The sequence below is a fragment of the Pontimonas sp. genome (assembly GCF_031581085.1).
Lineage (GTDB): Bacteria > Actinomycetota > Actinomycetes > Actinomycetales > Microbacteriaceae > Pontimonas.
In genome coordinates this window covers 100604-119299 of record NZ_JAVLBO010000001.1, presented here as the reverse complement: position 1 = coordinate 119299, position 18696 = coordinate 100604, and the positions used below count along the sequence as shown (strand labels likewise).

General features: G+C 61.6%; 15 protein-coding genes, 2 tRNA genes and 1 pseudogene. 10 read left to right on the top strand and 8 right to left on the bottom strand.

Annotation, left to right across the window (positions count from 1 at the left end; genetic code table 11):
- Positions 1-34 precede the first annotated feature (34 nt).
- Complete coding sequence (pepN, locus tag RI518_RS00570) at positions 35-2587, bottom strand: aminopeptidase N (protein ID WP_310689113.1); 2553 nt, start codon at positions 2585-2587, stop codon at positions 35-37.
- Positions 2588-2708: 121 nt separating this feature from the next.
- Positions 2709-3866, bottom strand: coding sequence for a DivIVA domain-containing protein (locus tag RI518_RS00565; protein ID WP_310671153.1), 1158 nt, complete (start codon positions 3864-3866; stop codon positions 2709-2711).
- Between the two features lie 108 nt (positions 3867-3974).
- Here RI518_RS00565 and RI518_RS00560 point away from each other — a divergent pair, with 108 nt between their 5' ends.
- The 5 genes from RI518_RS00560 (at position 3975) to RI518_RS00540 (ending at position 9465) form a co-directional block, all read left to right on the top strand.
- Positions 3975-4463, top strand: a complete 489-nt coding sequence (locus tag RI518_RS00560; RefSeq protein WP_310671154.1) for a ribose-5-phosphate isomerase — start codon at positions 3975-3977, stop codon at positions 4461-4463.
- 3 nt (positions 4464-4466) lie between these two features.
- Positions 4467-5354: a DNA-formamidopyrimidine glycosylase family protein gene (locus RI518_RS00555; RefSeq protein WP_310671155.1), complete on the top strand. Its 888-nt coding sequence runs from the start codon at positions 4467-4469 to the stop codon at positions 5352-5354.
- A 19-nt stretch (positions 5355-5373) separates the two neighbouring features.
- Positions 5374-6870, top strand: a complete 1497-nt coding sequence (locus RI518_RS00550) for an amidohydrolase family protein (protein WP_310671156.1) — start codon at positions 5374-5376, stop codon at positions 6868-6870.
- Positions 6871-6992: 122 nt separating this feature from the next.
- Positions 6993-7649, top strand: coding sequence for a response regulator (locus RI518_RS00545; protein WP_310671157.1), 657 nt, complete (start codon positions 6993-6995; stop codon positions 7647-7649).
- 1 nt (position 7650) lies between these two features.
- Positions 7651-9465 carry a hypothetical protein gene (locus RI518_RS00540; protein ID WP_310689112.1) on the top strand — a complete coding sequence of 605 codons (1815 nt, stop codon included), beginning with the start codon at positions 7651-7653 and terminating at the stop codon, positions 9463-9465.
- A gap of 56 nt (positions 9466-9521) precedes the next feature.
- On the opposite strand, the gene RI518_RS00535 is transcribed toward RI518_RS00540, so the two are convergent.
- A tRNA-Gly gene (locus tag RI518_RS00535) sits at positions 9522-9595 on the bottom strand.
- A 126-nt stretch (positions 9596-9721) separates the two neighbouring features.
- Between RI518_RS00535 and RI518_RS00530 the strand changes: the two genes are divergently transcribed.
- The 4 genes and pseudogenes from RI518_RS00530 to RI518_RS00515 all read left to right on the top strand — a co-directional run bounded on the left by RI518_RS00530 (position 9722) and on the right by RI518_RS00515 (position 12525).
- A tRNA-Pro gene (locus tag RI518_RS00530) sits at positions 9722-9798 on the top strand.
- Positions 9799-9833: 35 nt separating this feature from the next.
- The gene (tig, locus tag RI518_RS00525) at positions 9834-11144 is read left to right on the top strand and encodes a trigger factor (protein WP_310689111.1); all 1311 of its coding nucleotides are present in this window, start codon (positions 9834-9836) and stop codon (positions 11142-11144) included.
- A gap of 92 nt (positions 11145-11236) precedes the next feature.
- A pseudogene (locus RI518_RS00520) lies at positions 11237-11842 on the top strand (ATP-dependent Clp protease proteolytic subunit); the annotation flags it as partial.
- Positions 11843-11862: 20 nt separating this feature from the next.
- Positions 11863-12525: an ATP-dependent Clp protease proteolytic subunit gene (locus tag RI518_RS00515; protein ID WP_310671160.1), complete on the top strand. Its 663-nt coding sequence runs from the start codon at positions 11863-11865 to the stop codon at positions 12523-12525.
- A gap of 99 nt (positions 12526-12624) precedes the next feature.
- On the opposite strand, the gene RI518_RS00510 is transcribed toward RI518_RS00515, so the two are convergent.
- A complete protein-coding gene (locus RI518_RS00510; protein ID WP_310689110.1) occupies positions 12625-13293 on the bottom strand; it encodes a copper resistance protein CopC in 669 nt (222 codons plus the stop codon).
- 153 nt (positions 13294-13446) lie between these two features.
- On the opposite strand from RI518_RS00510, the gene clpX reads away from it, so the two are divergent.
- Positions 13447-14715, top strand: a complete 1269-nt coding sequence (gene clpX / locus RI518_RS00505) for an ATP-dependent Clp protease ATP-binding subunit ClpX (protein WP_310671162.1) — start codon at positions 13447-13449, stop codon at positions 14713-14715.
- Here clpX and RI518_RS00500 read toward each other — a convergent pair.
- From RI518_RS00500 to RI518_RS00485, 4 genes are all read right to left on the bottom strand, one after another.
- The gene (locus RI518_RS00500) at positions 14697-14924 is read right to left on the bottom strand and encodes a hypothetical protein (protein ID WP_310689109.1); all 228 of its coding nucleotides are present in this window, start codon (positions 14922-14924) and stop codon (positions 14697-14699) included. The two genes, clpX and RI518_RS00500, sit on opposite strands and share 19 nt — an antisense overlap.
- Positions 14921-15382, bottom strand: a complete 462-nt coding sequence (locus RI518_RS00495; protein WP_310671164.1) for a GNAT family N-acetyltransferase — start codon at positions 15380-15382, stop codon at positions 14921-14923. Before RI518_RS00495 ends, RI518_RS00500 begins: the two co-directional genes overlap by 4 nt.
- The gene (gene valS, locus RI518_RS00490; RefSeq protein WP_310671165.1) at positions 15379-17958 is read right to left on the bottom strand and encodes a valine--tRNA ligase; all 2580 of its coding nucleotides are present in this window, start codon (positions 17956-17958) and stop codon (positions 15379-15381) included. Before valS ends, RI518_RS00495 begins: the two co-directional genes overlap by 4 nt.
- 98 nt (positions 17959-18056) lie before the next feature.
- A complete protein-coding gene (locus RI518_RS00485) occupies positions 18057-18671 on the bottom strand; it encodes a TetR/AcrR family transcriptional regulator (RefSeq protein ID WP_310689108.1) in 615 nt (204 codons plus the stop codon).
- Between the last annotated feature and the right edge of the window lie 25 nt (positions 18672-18696).

Below are 18696 nucleotides of genomic sequence, written 5' to 3'. Positions count from 1 at the left end.
GGCCCCATGCTAACGGCGCCACGCCAGCACGGGTTCAGGCCGCGGAGAGATCGCGTTGCTGGGCCTTACGGGCCCTGATCACACCGGCCAGGTTCTCTTCGACCATTCGGCGAAGAGCGGCGGGGCCCTCGTGTTCGTTGAGCCATTTCACGCAGGCGTCTTCCAAAGCCGCCGAGGCCAGCGGGCTCGGGAACAGCCCCTCGACCAGGTATTCGGCCATTTTGTAGCTGCGGGATTCCCAGATGGTGTCCAACGCATCGAAATAGGTCGTCACCAGGTCGGCCAACACCGAGGGGTCACCGACGTGGGTGTAGCCAAGCGTCGCGGCGCGCACCAGGGCGTTGGGCACCGTGTCATCGGTGATCAGCCTGTGGAAGGTGTCAGCTTTTGCCTCTGCGCTCGGAATCATGGCGTGGAGGCGCGCGGCGGCCTGGTGCCCGTTGGACGTGTTGTCACCATCGCGCTGCGCTTCGATATCGTCCGCACCCGCTTCGCCGAGTAGCACCAACCCACCGAGCACGTCCCAGTGCAGGTCGGTGTCGAGAGGTCGCTCGGGCAGCACGGTCGATCCCGATCGAAGGGCGCGGAGAATGTCGGCGTGCTCCGCGCTGGTGGCCATCTGGGCGAAGGCCTTCAGGAACTGGAACTGGTTATCACTGCCCGGTGTCGCGGCGAGGGTCATTTCCCAGAGCCGGTCGGCCACCTCACGCTGAGCCCCCGACACCGTCGCCGGATCGGCATACACCGTGCTGACGATTCGCAACTGTCCGAGGACGGTGCGAATCGTGGTGCTTTCGGTTTCGGTCTCGATGTTGGCCAGAATCAACCGGCGGAAGTCCCGGGCGGCCATTTCGCCATCGCGGGTGGCATCCCAGGTCGCGGACCACACCAGGGAGCGCGCCAGTGGAGACGAAATGCTGCTCAAATTCTCTCGAGCGAACGATTCAGAGTCCTGATCGAGACGGATTTTGGCGTAGGCGAGGTCGTCATCGTTGATGATAATCATGTCGCCGCGCGGGACACCGATGAGTTCTGGAATGTCCGTGCGCGCTCCGTCGACGTCGCACTCGATGCGGTGGACCCGCTCCACCGCATGTGCGGTATCCGAGTAGATACCGATTGCCAGGCGGTGCGGGCGCAGAGTGGGCCAGTCCTCCGGGGCGCTCTGGATAATCGCGAACGACGTGATGAGTCCCTCAGCATCGACGCTCAGTTCGGGACGAAGAGTGTTCACTCCGGCAGTTTCCAACCACTTTTTGGACCAGCTGGAGAGTTCGCGACCACTAGTCACTTCGAGTTCTGCCAACAGGTCGCGTAGTTCGGTGTTGAGCCAGGCGTGTTTCTGGAAATAGTTCGAGACACCCTGGAAGAAGGCGTCTCGTCCGACCCAGGCGGCGAGCTGTTTCAGCACGGAGCCGCCTTTGGCGTAGGTGATTCCGTCGAAGTTCACTTGGACGTCTTCTAAGTCGTTGATGGTGGCGACGATGGGGTGGGTGGAGGGCAGTTGATCCTGTCGGTAAGCCCAATTTTTTTCCATCGCTTGGAATGTTGTCCACGCCTCCGTCCACTCGGTCGCCTCCGCAGTGGCAATGGTGGAGGCCCACTCGGCAAATGACTCATTGAGCCACAGGTCATTCCACCAGCGCATGGTGACCAGGTCACCAAACCACATGTGGGCGAGCTCGTGGAGGACGGTGACGACGCGGCGCTCGCGCATCGCATCCGATACATCACCCCGAAAGACGTAGTTTTCGGTAAAGGTCACCGCACCGGCGTTTTCCATTGCCCCCGCGTTGAACTCCGGCACGAACAGCTGGTCGTACTTGTCGAATGGATACGGGTAAGAGAACTTTTCTTCGAAGTAGGCGAAGCCTTTTTTCGTGATGTCGAAGAGGTAGTCCGCGTCGAGGTAGGCAAACAGCGACTGGCGGGCATAAATCCCCAGCGGGACGACCTTGCCGTTTGCGCTCGTGAGTTCATCGCGGACCACCTGGTACGGGCCGGCAATGAGGGCGGTGATGTAACTGGATATTCTCGGGGTGGGCGAGAACGAAAACACCAGCGAATCGTCGTGTTCGAGCGCTGAGGGTGTCGCCTGATTGCTCACGACCGTCCAGCCGAGTGGTGTGTGCACCCGGAATTCAAAAGTGGCTTTGAGGTCGGGCTGTTCAAAGACGGGAAAGACACGCCTCGAATCGGGGACCTCAAATTGGCTGTACAGGTACACCTCAGCGTCGACCGGGTCGACAAATTTGTGTAGCCCCTCGCCGGTGTTGGTGTAAGAAAAGTCCGCGTCGATAAACAGTTCATTTTCGTGGTCCAGGCCCTCGAGGGCGATCCGGGAGCCGTCAAAGACTTCGTCGACAGCCAATTCACGACCGTTGAGGCTCACTGCGTGAACCGAATGTGCGAGCGCGTCGATGAAGGTGGAACGCCCAGACGTCGCCAGAAAACGGATTGTGGCTCGTGTGCGGAAAGTATCCGAGGAGTGCGCCTGGGAGAGATCGATATCCAGCACGTAGGACCGAGTAGTCAGGTCCCTGGCGCGAGATTTTGCCTCTTTGCGGGTCAGGTTCTCTCCGGGCAATTCGCTCTCCTCACACTGTCATCGGTCACACAGTCAACCAAACCATTTTGCGGCCCTTCGACCAGCGCGGCAGTACCGAGCCGGGCCGAGCCGGACCGAACCCACGGGGAGAACCCGCAGCCTACTTCTTGTCGCGGGATTCCTCGAGGGGAACTTCAACGGCGTCGAGTACTTCTTCAGACTCGTCGGGAGTGCTCGACTCCGAGGGAGCTTGAGGGGAAATCGGCTTCATGTCTTCCAAGTTTGGCGGCTGAAGGCTGGTGATTTCGAGATCGACCTCGCTGGCAGCACTGCGCATCTTCTGCACGTACTCATCGAGCATCGCCTGCTGACGACGCAGGTCGCTCATGTGACTCTCGGCATCGCTGACCATCGAATTGACCAGATCTTCGGTGTCGCGGGCAATACCGCGCGAACGGGACACGGTTTCGGAGATGAGGCGCTCGGCGTAGTTTCGCGCCTCCTTGGTGAGGTCATCAGCGCGAAGCTGCGACGCTTTGAGAACCTGGTCTGCTTCTTGGCCGAGATCGGTGGCCCGCTTGGCCGCGTTTTGCACGTGCAGGTCTGCCTGCTGGTAGGCCTTCTGCGCGTATTCGTCGGCTTCCTCGTGGATGGTCGCGCGGGCGCGCTCTGCATCGTCGATTTGCTGGCGAATTGAGGCGTCTGTTGCCACAGCGCGCTCTTGTGCGGCGTGGAGCAATTCGGAGGCTTCGCGTTTGAGCTGCTCCACCTGGCGGGAGGCTTCGGCTTTAATTTCGGAAACCTGTTTTTCCGCCTGGCTGATCATCGTCGCCGCGGCGCGCTCTGCGCGGGTGCGGGTGTTGGTCGCTTTTGCGATTTCATCCGCGGCCTGCTGACGCAACTGAGCGGCTTCGCGCTCGCTCTCCAGGCGCAGATCCTCGGCGGACCGTTGTGCTTCAGAGACGGTCTTACGCGACTCTTTGGCGGCGTCTTCGCGCATCTTGGTGGATTCGCTGCGGGCGTTTGCCAAGACATCGGTCGCCTCGGCGGAGGCTTCCTGAACGATTTTCTGGGACTGGGCTTCGGCGAGGCGGAGGGTTTCTTCGAAGGCGGAGCCCAGTTCGGCGAAGCTGGGCTTGGCCCGACCTGCCCGCTCGTTGGCTTCCTGGAGTTCGCGGCTCAGGCGTTGGGCGTCTCGGGCGTGCTCGGACTGCTCCTGTTCGAGCTTGTCGATTTTACTTTGGAGCTCGCCAACAAAGCGGCTGACCTCATCGGGGTCGTAGCCGCGAACTGCTCGGCGAAATTCGGGAAAGCTCACGCGTACTCCATTCACGCTCCGGAAACCCCTACGATACGGCAAAATAGCTTTTCATGCAGGCGGGCTGTGCCCAGGTTACCTAATCGACACTTTTGAGAACGAGGCTTTATGCGCATTCACCTCGCAACGGACCACGCCGGGCTCGAATTATTGCGCGATCTCGCGGAGCATTTGGACAGTCTTGGCCACGAGGTGGTCGATCACGGGCCGCAGAGCTTCGATGCACTCGATGACTATCCAGGCTTTTGTATTGCGGCAGCACAAGCGGTCGTGGCCGATCACGAAGCAGGTGTGGACGCCGTCGGAATCGTCCTCGGCGGGTCGGGAAACGGCGAGCAAATTGCCGCGAATAAGGTGCCCGGGGTGCGCGCGGCGTTGATTTGGAATCGCGACACGGCTGTGTTGGCCCGCGAACACAATGACGCCAATGTGGCGGCAATCGGCGCCAGGCAGCACGGTTTCGATGAAGCGGTGATGCTCATCGAGGCTTTTGTGGCGACGCCCTTTAGTGGTGATGAGCGCCACGCCAGACGGATTGGTCAGATTCGCCACTTTGAACACACCGGACACATTCCCGCATCCGGTCAGACCTTTTAGGCCATGCCGGAGGGTCACACCGTTCACCGGGTCGCCGGTCTTTTTCGACGTGTCTTTGTGGGGCAGGTCGTGGCAGCGTCATCGCCCCAAGGGCGCTTCAGTCAGGGTGCCGCCATGCTCGATGGCCTGGTCGTCGATGACGCCTGGGCGGTCGGTAAGCAGTTTTTTGCGGGTTTCGGCGGTGACTGGGTGTTGCGGGTGCACCTGGGAATCTACGGCGCCTGGAGTGTCCACGGCGTTCGGCAGACCGATTCGCTAGGAGCTCCTCGGAAAAAATCTCCCGCCGAGGAGGGTCTTCGCCAATTGGCCGTCGATCAGTTCCCTCCCGAACCGGTGGGGCAGGTGCGGCTGCGGGTGATGAGTGACACCGTCGTCGCGGATTTGCGTGGCCCGACGGCCTGTGAGGTGATCAGCCACGAAGAGGCCGCGACGCTGGCCCAGGCGCTCGGTCCCGACCCACTCGTGGGCGACGACGTAGTCAACCGAGAGCGCTTCATCGAGCGAATGTCGAGAACGGCCACCCCGGTGGGAATCGCCCTGATGAATCAGAAAATTGTCAGTGGAATTGGAAACGTGTACCGGGCGGAGCTTCTTTTTCGCCACCGCCTCGATCCCTTTATCCCGGCGCGCTCAATCAGCACAGACCAGCTCGGAAGCCTCTGGGACGACTGGGCTGTGCTGCTTCGCCGAGGGGTGAAAACCGGTGTGATGGTCACCCGAGATGACCTGAGTCCCGCCGGGGCAAAAAAAGCCCTACGCGATCGAAAGCTTCGCCACTTCGTCTACAAGAGACAGGGTGAGCCGTGTCTGGTGTGTGGCCATGAGGTGGTGATGGCCCCGATGCAGGCGAGGAAGTTGTACTACTGCCCGCACTGCCAAACGGCCCAGTGACCCGGGTTAGGGTTTTTTCATGATTCTTCGCCGCGCCACACTCTTTGACCAACCAGAGCGCGGTCGGGTCGACCTGCTCATCCGCGATGGAGTCATCGAAGAGATTGCCCCGGCGGGCTCACTCACCGTCGACCCGCCGGTGGAGGAATACGACCTCGACGGTCGTGTCCTCGCTCCAGGCCTGTGGGACGAACACGTGCATTTGGGTTCCTGGGCGGAATATCGCCGGCGGGTATCGCTCGAAGCCGCCGAGTCGGCGAGAGAAGCCGCGGAATTAATGGCCGCTGGATCTGGCGCACACGACGCGGCGGGGTCGGCCGAGGTGCTCATCGGAGCGGGATTTCGAGACGGCCTGTGGCCTGATGACAAAACCGCCGGGCTACTCGATGACTATTCGGGTGCCACACCGTGGGTGTTGTGGAGTGTCGATCTGCATTCGGTGTGGCTCAATACCGCCGCTGCCCTGCAGCTGGGACACGAGCACGCCCTCCCCGAGGGCGTGCTGCGAGAACGAGAGGCCTTCGGCTTGGCCGAACAGCTCGCGCGCGGTAGCGGCGATAGTCGCGACCAGTGGGTGAGTGACGCGCTCGATGCCGCCTCTGCGCGGGGGGTAGTGGGAATAGTCGATTTCGATTTCGACGACAACCACGCCAATTGGACACGCCGCCGCACCGGAGAGGACCGGTGGAGTATTCGAGTCCACTACGCGGTGTATCCCCAAGACCTCGACCAGGCCATTGCCCGGGGTGACCACACGGGAAAACAGGTCGCCCCCGGGGTGAACGTGGGCTTTCTGAAGGTGATCACCGACGGGTCGCTCAATACCCGAACGGCCTACTGTTGCGAACCCTACCGAGGGATTTCCGGCGAAGAATACGGCGCGATGAATTATTCGGCGGTGGAGCTGGAAGCGCTGATGGTGCGGGGCACACAGGCGGGTTTTGTGCCGGCCTTTCACGCCATCGGGGATGAAGCCAACCGGGTCGTTCTCGACCTTTTCGAATCGGTGGGGGTCTCTGGCCGGATTGAACACGCCCAGCTGTTGCGCGACGTCGACTTCACACGATTTGCCGCCCTGGAGGTGACCGCCAGCGTTCAGCCCCAACACGCGGTCGACGACCGGGATGTGGCCGAGCACTACTGGAGTGATCGCACCGATCGGGTGATCGCCATTAGGTCGCTACTCGACGCCGGGGCTCGCGTGGTGTTTGGCTCGGATGCCCCGGTGTCACCACTTGACCCACTGGTGCAGATTGCGGCGGCGGTCACCCGGACTGACGATGACCGGCAATCCTGGATTGGCGATCAGCGCATTGGTGTGCGAGAAGCCCTCCGGGCGTCGATGCGAAACGATCTGGTTGTGGGCCAGCCCGCCGACCTCATTGCTCTGGGGGCCGACCCGCTGTGGTTGGAGCGAGCACTCTCCCAGGACCCACACAGGTTGGCCCAGGCGCTTCGCGAACTGCCCGTTGAGCTCACCATTGTCGACGGTCGGGTGACCCATCACGCGCTGTAATCCGCAGTGGGTTTCCTCGCCGTCTCCGCCTCCAGTAGTGTGACTATTAATCAGGTATGTCAGCGTTCGCGGCGGGTAGCCCTCGGGGGTGGACCGGCGACCAATCCACAAGGGGCAACACGATGGTGGCTCGTCGGGCGATGATCGTTGAGGATCACGCGATGACGCGTGGGTTAGTCTCCGACACCCTCACCCACAACGGCTTTGAGGTGGCGGCCGTGGGGAGTGCCGAGGAAGCGGTGGCCCAGTTTGACCAGTGGGATCCAGACGTGCTCCTCGCCGACGTGCACTTGGGCGCGCCGCCCTCCGGGAGTGAGCTCGCACTCATTTTGGCGACCAGAGCGCCCCATTTGGCCGTGGTGTTGATGAGTAATTACCCCGCCTCTCATTTGGTGAGAGAAGCCAAAGCGATTCCCGCCCACACGGTGCTGGCGAGTAAAGCGCAGGTCACCGACCAGAAAACACTGGTCGCTCTCGTCGAGGCGGCGCTTCGCAACAGGCAACCCGATTTACCCGATGCGCCTGTGACACCGTCCTCCAGCGCCGAGGAAGCCAGTCAGCTGACCACACCGCAGATGGAGGTGTGGCGTCTGATTGCCGCGGGGCTGTCCAATGCCGCCATTGCCCAGAAACGCGGCACCACCGTCGCCGCGACCGAGCGAATCGTGACGAGACTGTTCGCCCGGCTCGGTGTCGACGGCAGTGCGGCGCTAAACGCCCGCGTGGCCGCGGCCAGAGAGTACATCGCGCTCTACGGACCCCCCGAACAGGTTCTCTAGCGTGAGGGGCTGGGCCTCCTACCTTTCTCTTCTGGGCGGGCGCGCAGCGCTCTCACCCCTGGGTATCGCCCTGGTCGTCACGGTCATGTTTGGCCTCACCATGATTTCCGGGTGGGGCCCTTTTGCCAACCCCACCGCGGACCTCCATTTCCTGCCGAACCTCCTCGCGCACGTACTGGTCGCGGGAGTCGCCCTGCTGATGTGGTGGTTGCTCTACTTCCTGCCACAGCAGCCCCCGCCGGCTGTGGTGACCCTTGGCCTCTTCGTCGCACTCGCTATTGTCCGCATCTACGCCATCGATTTCTCCTACCTGCTCGTCGGAGTTGAGCCACTGGAGGCGACCCCTGTCCGGTTGGCCCTCAGTATCGGATTGAGCGTTCCGCTCCTGGCCCTCACCGGCGTCGTGACCGAACTGTTGCAGCAGTCTCGAAGCGCCAGGCGGCGCATCGACCAAGCCGAAGAATCGATTAGCAGCCTGGGCCAATCGGGCCAATCGGCGCGGGAATTGACGGTTGCCGAAGTGATGGCGAGAGCCCAAGCCCACGTCGATCAGCTGTTACTGCCCTGGAGGGTCTCAGTACCGAGACGCCCCGCCGTTGTGGCGGGGGAAATCGACCGGCTCGTCCAGGAAGTGATTCGTCCCCTGAGTCACGAGACAAAGCTTCCGGACTCCCGAACCGACCACAACAGTGCCTCCAAGGGCGCACGCACTGTGGAGGCTCTCGCGAGCTCGGCGGATGATCCCGAGGCCCTCCTCCCGAAAGATTTGCGGTGGCGAGAGATCCTCCCCACCAACGGAGCCAGCACGGTTGTGGTCGTTCTTCCCATCGTGGTGTTCTTTATGTGGGAGCGCTTTGGCTGGAGTATCGAGGCCGTGCTCGCAGTGGCGACCCTGCCACTGCTGGGGGGAAGTTTGTGGTTGTTGCGTCGGGTGGTCTCGCGCAGCCAACCGCGAACCGCAACCACCCGCTTTATCTGGATCGTCGCCGGGATGAGTGTCGCCGGGGCTGCCAGCGCGGCGCTGCTGGTCGTCTCCGCCCGGTTTGCGGGCCACCCAGTCGACTTTGTCTTCGCCGCACCAGTGCTTGCGGCCATCCTGGGAATAGGTTTTTCACTCGCCGAGCACCTACTGAGTGTGGCACTGATGCGCGAGCGGGTTCGCGCCAAGTCACTCGCGGCGCTCGCCTCGCGCACCGCGCGCCTCCAGGGCAGTGGCCAGGACGGCCGCGCGCAGGCGGCTGACCTGCTCCACTCCGGAGTGCAAGCAGAACTGGTCGCCTGGGCGGCACTATTTCGCTCAGCAAAGTTTGACCCAAAGCAGTTACCCGCGGCTCTGGAAGAGATGGGCCAGCGCTTAGACCGCCTTTTCGATGACCTGCCAGACGGTGACGTCGAGGCCGCCGAGAGTCGCTTTGATTCGCTGGTGACGGTGTGGTCGGCGGCTCGGCCCATCACCCACACGGTGGCGCCCGAGGTGTGGTCGGTGTTGGATCGGGACCCGGCGCTCGCGGATCACACCTTCTTGGTCCTCTCCGAAGCGCTCTCGAATGCGGTTCGACACGGCGAGGACGGTGACATTGTCCTCACTCTCCGCCAGGAGCGCTCCGGGACGCTGGAGCTTCGGGTGAGTAACCCCGGCGTGCTCTACCGGGTGGGTCCCGCGGCTGTGGCCGGAATGGGCCTGGTGACCATCGGTGAGCATTCGAGGGACGCTCAGTTGGAACAACACGGTGACCGGGTGGTCCTCGCCGTGAGGTTTTCCACCGGTGACTTCTCGAATAGGGACCTCACGAAGAGCGACACCGCGACCCCGTAGAGGCAGGATGGCACCACGAGAGCGGCACCACGAGGCTCTGAGTGGGGCGCTGAATGTGGAGGGGATGACGGGAATCGAACCCGCACCATCAGTTTGGAAGACTGAGGCTCTACCATTGAGCTACATCCCCACGGCGACTCAATGGTAGTGCATTCGCGGCTGGCACGGGCCTAAACACGGCCTGAGCTACACTGTTGGGCGGCGATAGCGCGAACCCTGCACTATCGATTCACTGTGGGCTGACAGGGACTCCTTTCGGGGCGTAGCTCAGCTTGGTAGAGCGCCCGCTTTGGGAGCGGGAGGTCGCAGGTTCAAATCCTGTCGCCCCGACCAGCCCGCGCACGCAACCAATCCGGGAGAGTATTCAAGTGCCGCAGACGACCACCGAAAAACTGGGTCCCACCCGCGTGAAGCTGACCATCGCGGTCAGCCCCGAGGAGCTCAAGCCCAGTATCGATCACGCCTACACTCACATCGCCGAGCAGGTGAACATCCCAGGGTTTCGTAAGGGGAAGGTTCCGCCGCCGATTATCGACCAGCGCATTGGCCGGGGTGAGGTGCTCAACCACGCCGTCAGCGAAGGTCTGGATCGACTCTTCCAAGAGGCCGTGGCGGAAGAAGGCATCGACACCCTGGGTCGGCCAGAGGCCGACGTCACCCAGTGGCCGGAGGAGAAAGATTTCTCTGGAGAGCTCATCATTACCGTCGAGACGGATGTGCGCCCAGAGGTGACCCTCCCGGACTACACCAAGTACACACTCGAGGTGGAAGCCCTCGCCGCGGATAAAAAAGCCGTGGATGAGGAGCTCGACTCGCTGCGCGAGCGTTTTGCGTCGCTCGTCAGCGTCGATCGCCCGATCTCCCAGGGCGACTTCGTGCAACTAGACCTGGTGGCCAAAATTGGTGACAACACCATCGACACGGCGAACTCGATTAGTTACGAAATGGGGTCGGGGCAGCTCATCGACGGAATCGATGAAGCACTGGAGACACTCACCGCGGGGGAGACCACCACGTTTGCCTCGGAGCTCCTCGGTGGCGACCACGCGGGTGAGACAGCAGAAATTGAAGTGAGTGTGTTGTCGGTGAAGGAGCGCGAACTGCCCGAAGCCGATGACGACTTCGCGCAGATCGCGAGCCAGTTCGACACGATTGCCGAGCTTCGGGACGACCTGGCGAAAGAAGTTGAGCGCAAAGGCCGCCTCGCCCAAGCGCAGGAAGCCCGGGACAACCTGGTCGAAAAAATGCTGGAAGAGCTCGATTTGCCCGTTCCCGACGGTGTCGTTGAGGCCGAGGTGCACCGTCACTTGGAGCAGGAAAAGCGCCTGCAGGATGACACCCACCGCGCCGAGGTGACAGAGTCCACGCAGAAATCGCTCAGGACCCAGTTTGTTCTCGATGCACTGATCGCGTCGCTCGATATTCAGCCCACTCAGGAGGAGCTCTCGAGCTACCTGGTGCAGTCAGCGGGCCAATACGGAATGGAGCCGGCCGAGTTCATCCAGGCGCTCAGCGAGCAAAACCAATTGGGGACCATCGCGAACGAAGTGTCTCGCTCTAAGGCCCTTTCGGTGGCGCTGCGCGAGGTGACGATTAAGGATTCCAAGGGCAAAAAAGTTGACCTGACCGATTTCCTCGGTGAGGTCGGCTCCACTGAAACTGACGCCCACGACCACTAAAGTCGCCGTCGTCCTCTGCCGAGGGCGAACACGCGCGGGGTGTTCAGCCCACGCGCACTACTGTCGAAGAGTTAGACCCAACGCAATCCTGTGAGGAGACCATGGCTGAACCGATGATGCAGCAGAGCGTGTTCGATCGCCTGCTCAAAGAACGAATTATTTGGCTCGGTTCAGAAGTGCGGGACGATAACGCCAACGAGATCGCGGCGAAGCTGCTGCTGTTGGCCGCAGAAGACCCGGATAAAGACATCTACTTGTACATCAACTCACCCGGTGGTTCGATCACCGCGGGTATGGCGATCTACGACACGATGCAGTTTGTGCCAAACGACATTGTCACGGTCGGTATCGGAATGGCGGCGTCGATGGGCCAGCTGCTCCTCACCGCCGGCTCCAAGGGCAAGCGTTACATCACCCCCAACGCAAGGGTGTTGCTCCACCAGCCACACGGCGGGTTCGGCGGTACCGCCAGCGACATTCAGACCCAGGCGCAGCTGATCAACGACATGAAGAAGCGCTTGGCGGAAATTACCGCCGAGGCGACCGGTAAAACCGTGGAGCAGATCATGGCCGACGGTGACCGCGACAAGTGGTTCAGCGCCGAAGAAGCGCTGGATTACGGATTCGTCGACCACATTCGGGCTTCGGCTAGCGACGTCTCCGGTGGCGGCGGTACCGAAACAGGCAAGAAAAAGTAGTCGGGTAGAAGGAGATCGCAATGGAAAATCGTTTCATGCCAGAAGCCCGTTACATCCTGCCGAGCTTTGAAGAGCGCACCAGCTACGGCTTCAAACGCCAAGACCCCTACGCGAAGCTGTTTGAAGACCGCATCGTGTTTTTGGGTGTCCAGGTCGACGACGCCTCCGCCGATGACGTCATGGCGCAGCTGCTGGTCTTGGAGAGCCAAGACCCCGAGCGCGACATCGTGATGTACATCAATTCACCCGGTGGTTCCTTCACCGCGATGACCGCGATTTACGACACCATGCAGTACATCCGTCCCGAGGTGCAAACGGTGGTGCTGGGCCAGGCGGCCTCGGCGGCAGCGGTCATCCTCGCCGGGGGAACTCCGGGTAAGCGCCTGGCGCTGCCCAACGCGCGAATCCTCATTCACCAGCCGATGATGGGTGAGGCCGGTCGTGGTCAAGCATCCGACATCGAAATTCAGGCGAACGAAATCGCTCGGCTGCGCGATTGGTTGGAAGAGACGCTCTCGAAGCACTCGAACCACTCCATCGAGCAGGTGCGAAAAGACATCGATCGCGACAAAATTCTCACCGCCGACGAGGCTCTGAGCTACGGACTCATCGACCAGGTTCTCACCAGCCGCAAGGGTGGCATTGTTCCCGTCGGTGGCCCCCAAGCAATTACGGCCGAGTAGACGAGGGACCCGGGGCAGACCTCCCGGGGCAGACCTCCCGGGACAGACCTCCCGGGGCAGGCCTCCGATACACCCGTAGTGGCGGAGGTTTCGTCGGGCTTATCGGCGGAAGTCTCGTCGGGCAAACCAGTAGACCAGTCCCGCGCCAATGGCCAGCGGGATAATAATCGACGCGGCGGTCGCTACCCGGCCCAGCCCGGGTTGCTCCGCTTCGGCGGGCAGGTCTGGACTCTGCTCGACTGCGGGAGGCTGTTCATCGCCTTCGGCGGGGGCGTCGCCTCGATCACCCTCTTGTGTCGTGGACTCCAACGGATAGACCGGTGGCTCACCGCAGACCGGGGCTTCTGCTTGACCGGCGGCGGGAAGATAATCCTCGGGGCGTTCAAAAGTGAAGTCATACTCGCCGGAGAGGGTGTGGCCATCACCGGAGACGTATTGGTAGGTCACGGTGTAGGGCCCGCTGTCGCCCATGTCCACAGAGGTCGAGAGCGACATCCCGTCGATGGTGGTGCAGCCATCCCCATAGAACAGTCCGGCCTGATCGGTGACGAGGAGGGCAAACCCCGCGGAGTTTCCGCCGAGGTCCAGAAGCTCTCCTGACGTGGTGATGGTGATGTCGAGGGGGTGCTCGGACACTGTCTCACCGGCGGCGGGGGTGGTCTCGATGACCTGGTCGTGGGCGAGTGCGGCGCTGGAGGCCACCATCCACGCCCCGACCAGAGCGACCACACCCAGGGGCAGCGCCAGATATTTCCGGGGACTTGTCATTGTGGGCCCAGTGTAAGACCGACGGTTTGTCGGCACTCTCAGGTCGGCACTGCCAGGCCGACACTCTCAGGCCATAAAAGACGGGCCTCGTCAGTGCAAACGGGTAGGCTTTGGGCGAATTGGACTCCACAATTTGAGCGGGGGCGGTCCACGATGGCGCGTGCGGGTGAATCAGGCGAGCTTCTGAAGTGCTCGTTTTGCGGTAAGAGTCAAAAGCAGGTTCAGCAACTCATCGCCGGACCCGGCGTGTACATCTGTGATGAATGCGTCGAGCTCTGTAATGAAATTATTGAAGAGCGCCAGGCGGAGAAGACCGACGAGGGCGTTGTCGACTTTGACCTGCCCAAACCCAAAGAGATTTTTGACTTTCTCGAGGAATACGTCATCGGTCAAGAGCCGGCAAAAAAGTCCCTCTCGGTGGCGGTGTACAACCACTACAAGCGAGTGCGCGCGATCTCCCAGGGCAACGCAGAACCCGAAGACGTGGAGATTCAAAAGTCAAACATTTTGCTCATCGGCCCCACCGGCTGTGGCAAAACCTACCTGGCGCAGACCCTCGCCAAGCGCTTGAACGTGCCGTTCGCGGTGGCCGATGCCACCGCCCTGACCGAAGCCGGATATGTCGGTGAGGATGTCGAAAATATTCTCTTGAAGCTCATCCAAGCCGCCGACTATGACGTGAAGCGGGCCGAAACGGGAATCATCTACATCGACGAAGTCGACAAGATTGCCCGCAAAGCAGAAAACCCCTCCATTACTCGCGATGTCTCGGGCGAGGGCGTGCAGCAGGCACTGCTGAAGATCTTGGAGGGATCGGTTGCTTCAGTACCTCCGCAGGGTGGGCGCAAACACCCGCAGCAGGACTTCATTCAAATCGACACGACCAATGTGCTCTTCATTGTGGCGGGAGCATTCTCCGGATTAGACGAGATTATCTCCCAGCGCATTGGTCGCCACGGCATCGGGTTTGGCGCACCTCTGCACACGAAGGGCGCCGTGGAGGACATGTTCTCCGAAGTGTTGCCCGAAGACCTACACAAATACGGACTGATTCCCGAGTTCATCGGCCGGCTTCCGGTGGTCACCACTGTCTCACCGCTGGATCGCACAGCGCTAATGGACATTCTGGAGACCCCCAAGAACGCTCTGGTGAAGCAGTACAAGAGGATGTTCGCCCTCGACGAGGTCGAGCTGGAATTCGAACAGGGAGCTTTAGAAGAAATCGCCGACCTCGCGGCACTTCGTCAAACGGGGGCGCGCGGTTTGCGCGCCATTTTGGAAGAAGTGCTGGGACCGGTCATGTTTGACGTGCCATCGTCCGAAACGATTGCCCGGGTGGTCATCACTCGCGATGTGGTGCTGAAAAATGCGTCGCCCACCATCGTGCCGAAATCAGCTCGCCGTCAAGAAAAATCGGCCTGAGCGTTCTGATCATCCCCACCCTCGCGGAGGGTGGGGCCGTCATCGAGAGCGAGCACGGGCGAGCCTTCCAACCAGGTGAGCGTCCAGCGTGCTGAGCGGCGCTGCTCGTCAGTGAGCTGCGCTTCGACCCGGTGAATGCGCTCGAGCAGGTCGGGCGAGGCGACCCGCGAAAAGTCGTGACCCACATCGAATCGCCCACCGAGCATCATGAGGTGTGTCCTTCCTGTTCGTAGACAACCCAGTGGGTGAGTGTGGCCACATCGTCGTAGAGACGCCGCGCGGTGTGGTTATTGGTGTCGGTGATCCAGCGAATACGACCGCCGCCGTGAGTAGTCGCATAGCGGTTCACCTCGGCGATGAGCATCCGGGCGATGCCGCGCGAGCGATGCTCGGGGTCGACAAATAAGTCATCGAGGAACCAGCTTGTTGACGCGGTGAACGTATCGCGCTGCTGTTGCAGATGGGCAAAGCCCACAACGCTGCCCCCTGATTCGGCCACAAAGCCCCACAGCGGAGTATCCGGATCCATGAGCCACCGCCACAGGCCCTGATACACAGAGTCGTCCGGGTCGGTGTTATAGAACCTGGCGTAGTCCAGAAAGAGCTTCCGCCACACGGCACTGTCGTCTGAGTGGAGCTCCCGGACGACGGCTGGCGACCCACTCACGCTTCTGCCACCTCACACTCGAGCAGTGCAAGCGTTTCGGCCACGCTGAGTTCGAGGGCTTCGATGTGACCGAGGGCTTGAAGGTCGCTTGCGGCGTGGCTCAGAAGCTCCGGTGCCGCAAGGGCCACCCTCTTCAGGGGGGCGCGCTGGGAGAGTTGCCGGTCGGTCTTGGCACGTCGAATGACGATCAGCGCCTCAGAGGCGAGGGAGTAGACGCCGGGGTGCGTATTGTCACCGAGGCCGAGTTCGCCCACGGAGGGCCAGGGCGCCTGGTGAATACTGCCCTCGTGTTGCCAACTCCAGACTTCCTCGGTGGCGAAGGGAATGACGGGCGCAAAAAGCCTCAACATCGCATCGAGTGCGATGCGCAGTGCGCTGATTGCGCTCTGCTGTGCGGGATTTCCCTGCTCGGCCTCTGCCTCATCGGCGTAGGCGCGGTTTTTGACCAATTCGAGGTAGTCGTCGCAGAAACTCCAAAAGAACGTTTCGGTGACCTCGAGAGCTCTGGCGTGGTCAAACTGCTCGTACGCGGTCGTGGCCTCTTCGATGACTGCGCCCAGCTGGTGGAGCATATCCAGATCCAGGGCTTCGGTCACCGCGCCGCCTTCGCCGGGGAACGAATAGGCGAACTTGGACGCGTTTAACACCTTGATTGCCAAGCGACGGCCAATTTTGATGACCTTCGGGTTGGTGGGGTCAAAGGCGGCGTCGGTGCCGAGCCTCGACGATGCCGCCCAGTAGCGCACGGCGTCGGAGCCGTGATCGTCGAGCATGGCTTGGGGAGTGACCACGTTGCCTTTGGACTTCGACATTTTTTTGCGGTCGGGATCAACAATGAACCCGGAGATTCCAGCGTGCTTCCAAGGGATGCTGCCGTGCTCCAACTCGGCGCGAAGCACGGTGGAAAACAACCACGTGCGGATGATGTCTTGACCCTGGCTTCTCAAGTCGTAGGGGAAGACGAGGTCAAAAAGTTCGGGGTCTTCTTCCCACCCGCCCGCGATTTGCGGTGTCAGGCACGACGTCGCCCACGTATCCATAATGTCGGCCTCGCCCACAAAACCACCGGGCTTACCCCGCTGGTCTTCGGTGTAGCCGGGGGCGGGCATCGACGCGGGGTCGACCGGAAGGCTCGACTCGTCGGGGGTGATGACCTCCTCGCGCTGCACCTCACCGTCGGTATCAATTCGATACCAGACGGGGATGGGCACCCCAAAGAATCGCTGCCGTGAAATGAGCCAGTCACCGCTCAAGCCGCCGACCCAGTTGTCGTATCGCACGCGCATGAAATCGGGGTGAAACTCGACGTCTTTGCCGCGCTGAATCAACCGGGCCTTTAATTGCTCATCGCGGGATCCGTTGGCGATATACCACTGCCTGGTGGTGACAATTTCCAACGGCTTGTCACCTTTTTCAAAAAACTTCACCGGGTGGGTGATCGCCTCTGGCTCTGCCAGGAGGTCCCCGGATTCGCGCAACATTTCGACCATTTGTGCCTTGGCGGAAAAGACCGTCTTACCCACCAGCTGCTCGTAGTGGGCTTTAGCCTCCTCGGCGGTGATCACCGGGGGCATATCTGCCAACACTCGACCATCCGGGCCGAGAATAGGCCGAGTCTCTAGGTCCAATTCCCGCCACCACACCACGTCGGTGACATCACCGAAGGTGCAGACCATCGCGAGACCGGTGCCCTTGTCTTGCTGGGCGAGGTGGTGGGCCTTGACGGGAACCGACACCCCAAATAGTGGGCTGGTGACGCTGTGGCCAAAGAGGTGCTGGTAGCGCTCATCGTCGGGGTGGGCGACCAGTGCGACGCAGGCGGGAATGAGCTCTGGCCGGGTCGTCACGATGGTGACCGAATCACCGGCTTCTGGTCCGTGGAAGCGCACTCGGTGGTAGGCGGCGGGTTGTTCGCGGTCCTCGAGTTCCGCCTGGGCTACCGCGGTGCGGAAGGTGATGTCCCACAGCGTGGGCGCGTCGGACTGGTAGGCCTCCCCGCGTTCGAGGTTTCGAAGGAATGCCCGTTGCGCGGTGCGCTGGGAGTGATCGTCGATTGTTCGGTAGCTCAGCGACCAGTCGACCGAGAGCCCCAGTGCGCGCCAGAGGTCCTCAAATTGCTGTTCGTCCTCAACGGTGAGGGTTTCACACAGCTCGACGAAATTGCGCCGGCTGATGGGTAACTGTTGAGTGTTCTTTCCCGCTTCGCCGCGCTCATACGGCGGGGTGAAGTCGGGGTCGTAGGGCAGGGCGGGGTCGCAGCGCACGCCGTAGTAGTTCTGCACGCGCCGTTCGGTGGGAAGACCGTTGTCGTCCCAGCCCATCGGGTAGAAAATTTCCTTGCCCCGCATGCGCTGGTAGCGCGCCTGCAGGTCCATGTGGGTGTAGCTAAACACGTGACCGATGTGCAGACTGCCGGAGGCTGTCGGCGGGGGAGTGTCGACCGAGAAGACCCCGTCCGAGCCCTTTGCAAGGCCTTGCTCCCGGTCGAAACGGTAGGTGCCCTCACTGTCCCAGTGTGACGACCAGGTCGCTTCGAGGCCTTCGAGTTGTGGCTTTTCGGGAATGGGACGGGCCATATCGAGGACCTTTCACTATGGGCGGCACCGGGTGATCGTGCCTTGCTGGTTCCTCCATGCTACAAAATCTCGGCTCCGCTGCGCTGAGTGTCGGTGCACTATTCACCCTCGGGGGCAAACCCCTCCAGTACCGGCTGAAGTGAGTCCCGCAGGTACACCTGGAGGGAATCTCTCGCGGTGCCGGCAGAAGCCCACTCCTGGGCTGCCGAGATTGCCGCAGCAATGAGGGCATAGGCGGCGGCGCGCGCGCGACCGACCGGGAGGTTGGACTCTGACAAGAACTCGGTAATCAGGCGAGCGATCAGACTGAAGCGATTGAGAGCTGATGCTTGCAACTCGTTGATGCTTCCAATCATTTCGTACTGGGTGAGGGCGAAGGGCACTTCCTCTCGCTGTAGCTGCCCGGCGCAGGACTCCAGAGCATTGACTACCGCAAGCAGCCCACTGCGGGGCGAGAGGGTCTCACCCGGAGCCATCTGGGCGGCCAATAATTCCCGCAACTGGCCGAGCGCCCGGTCCAGCTCGACCCAAAACACGTCGCTCTTCGCGTCGAAGTAATTGAAAAACGTCGCCCGGCTTACCCCCGCCCGTTGCGTGATGTCCGCAATGCTGGTGTCGGCATAGCTTTTTTCGATGAACAGGTCGAAGGCGGCGTCCTGAAGTGTTTCCTGCGAAGAGGCGGGAGGGCGACCCCGAGAGTGCGACGCTGACATGGAGCTTCTCATTCCTGTGAGCAAT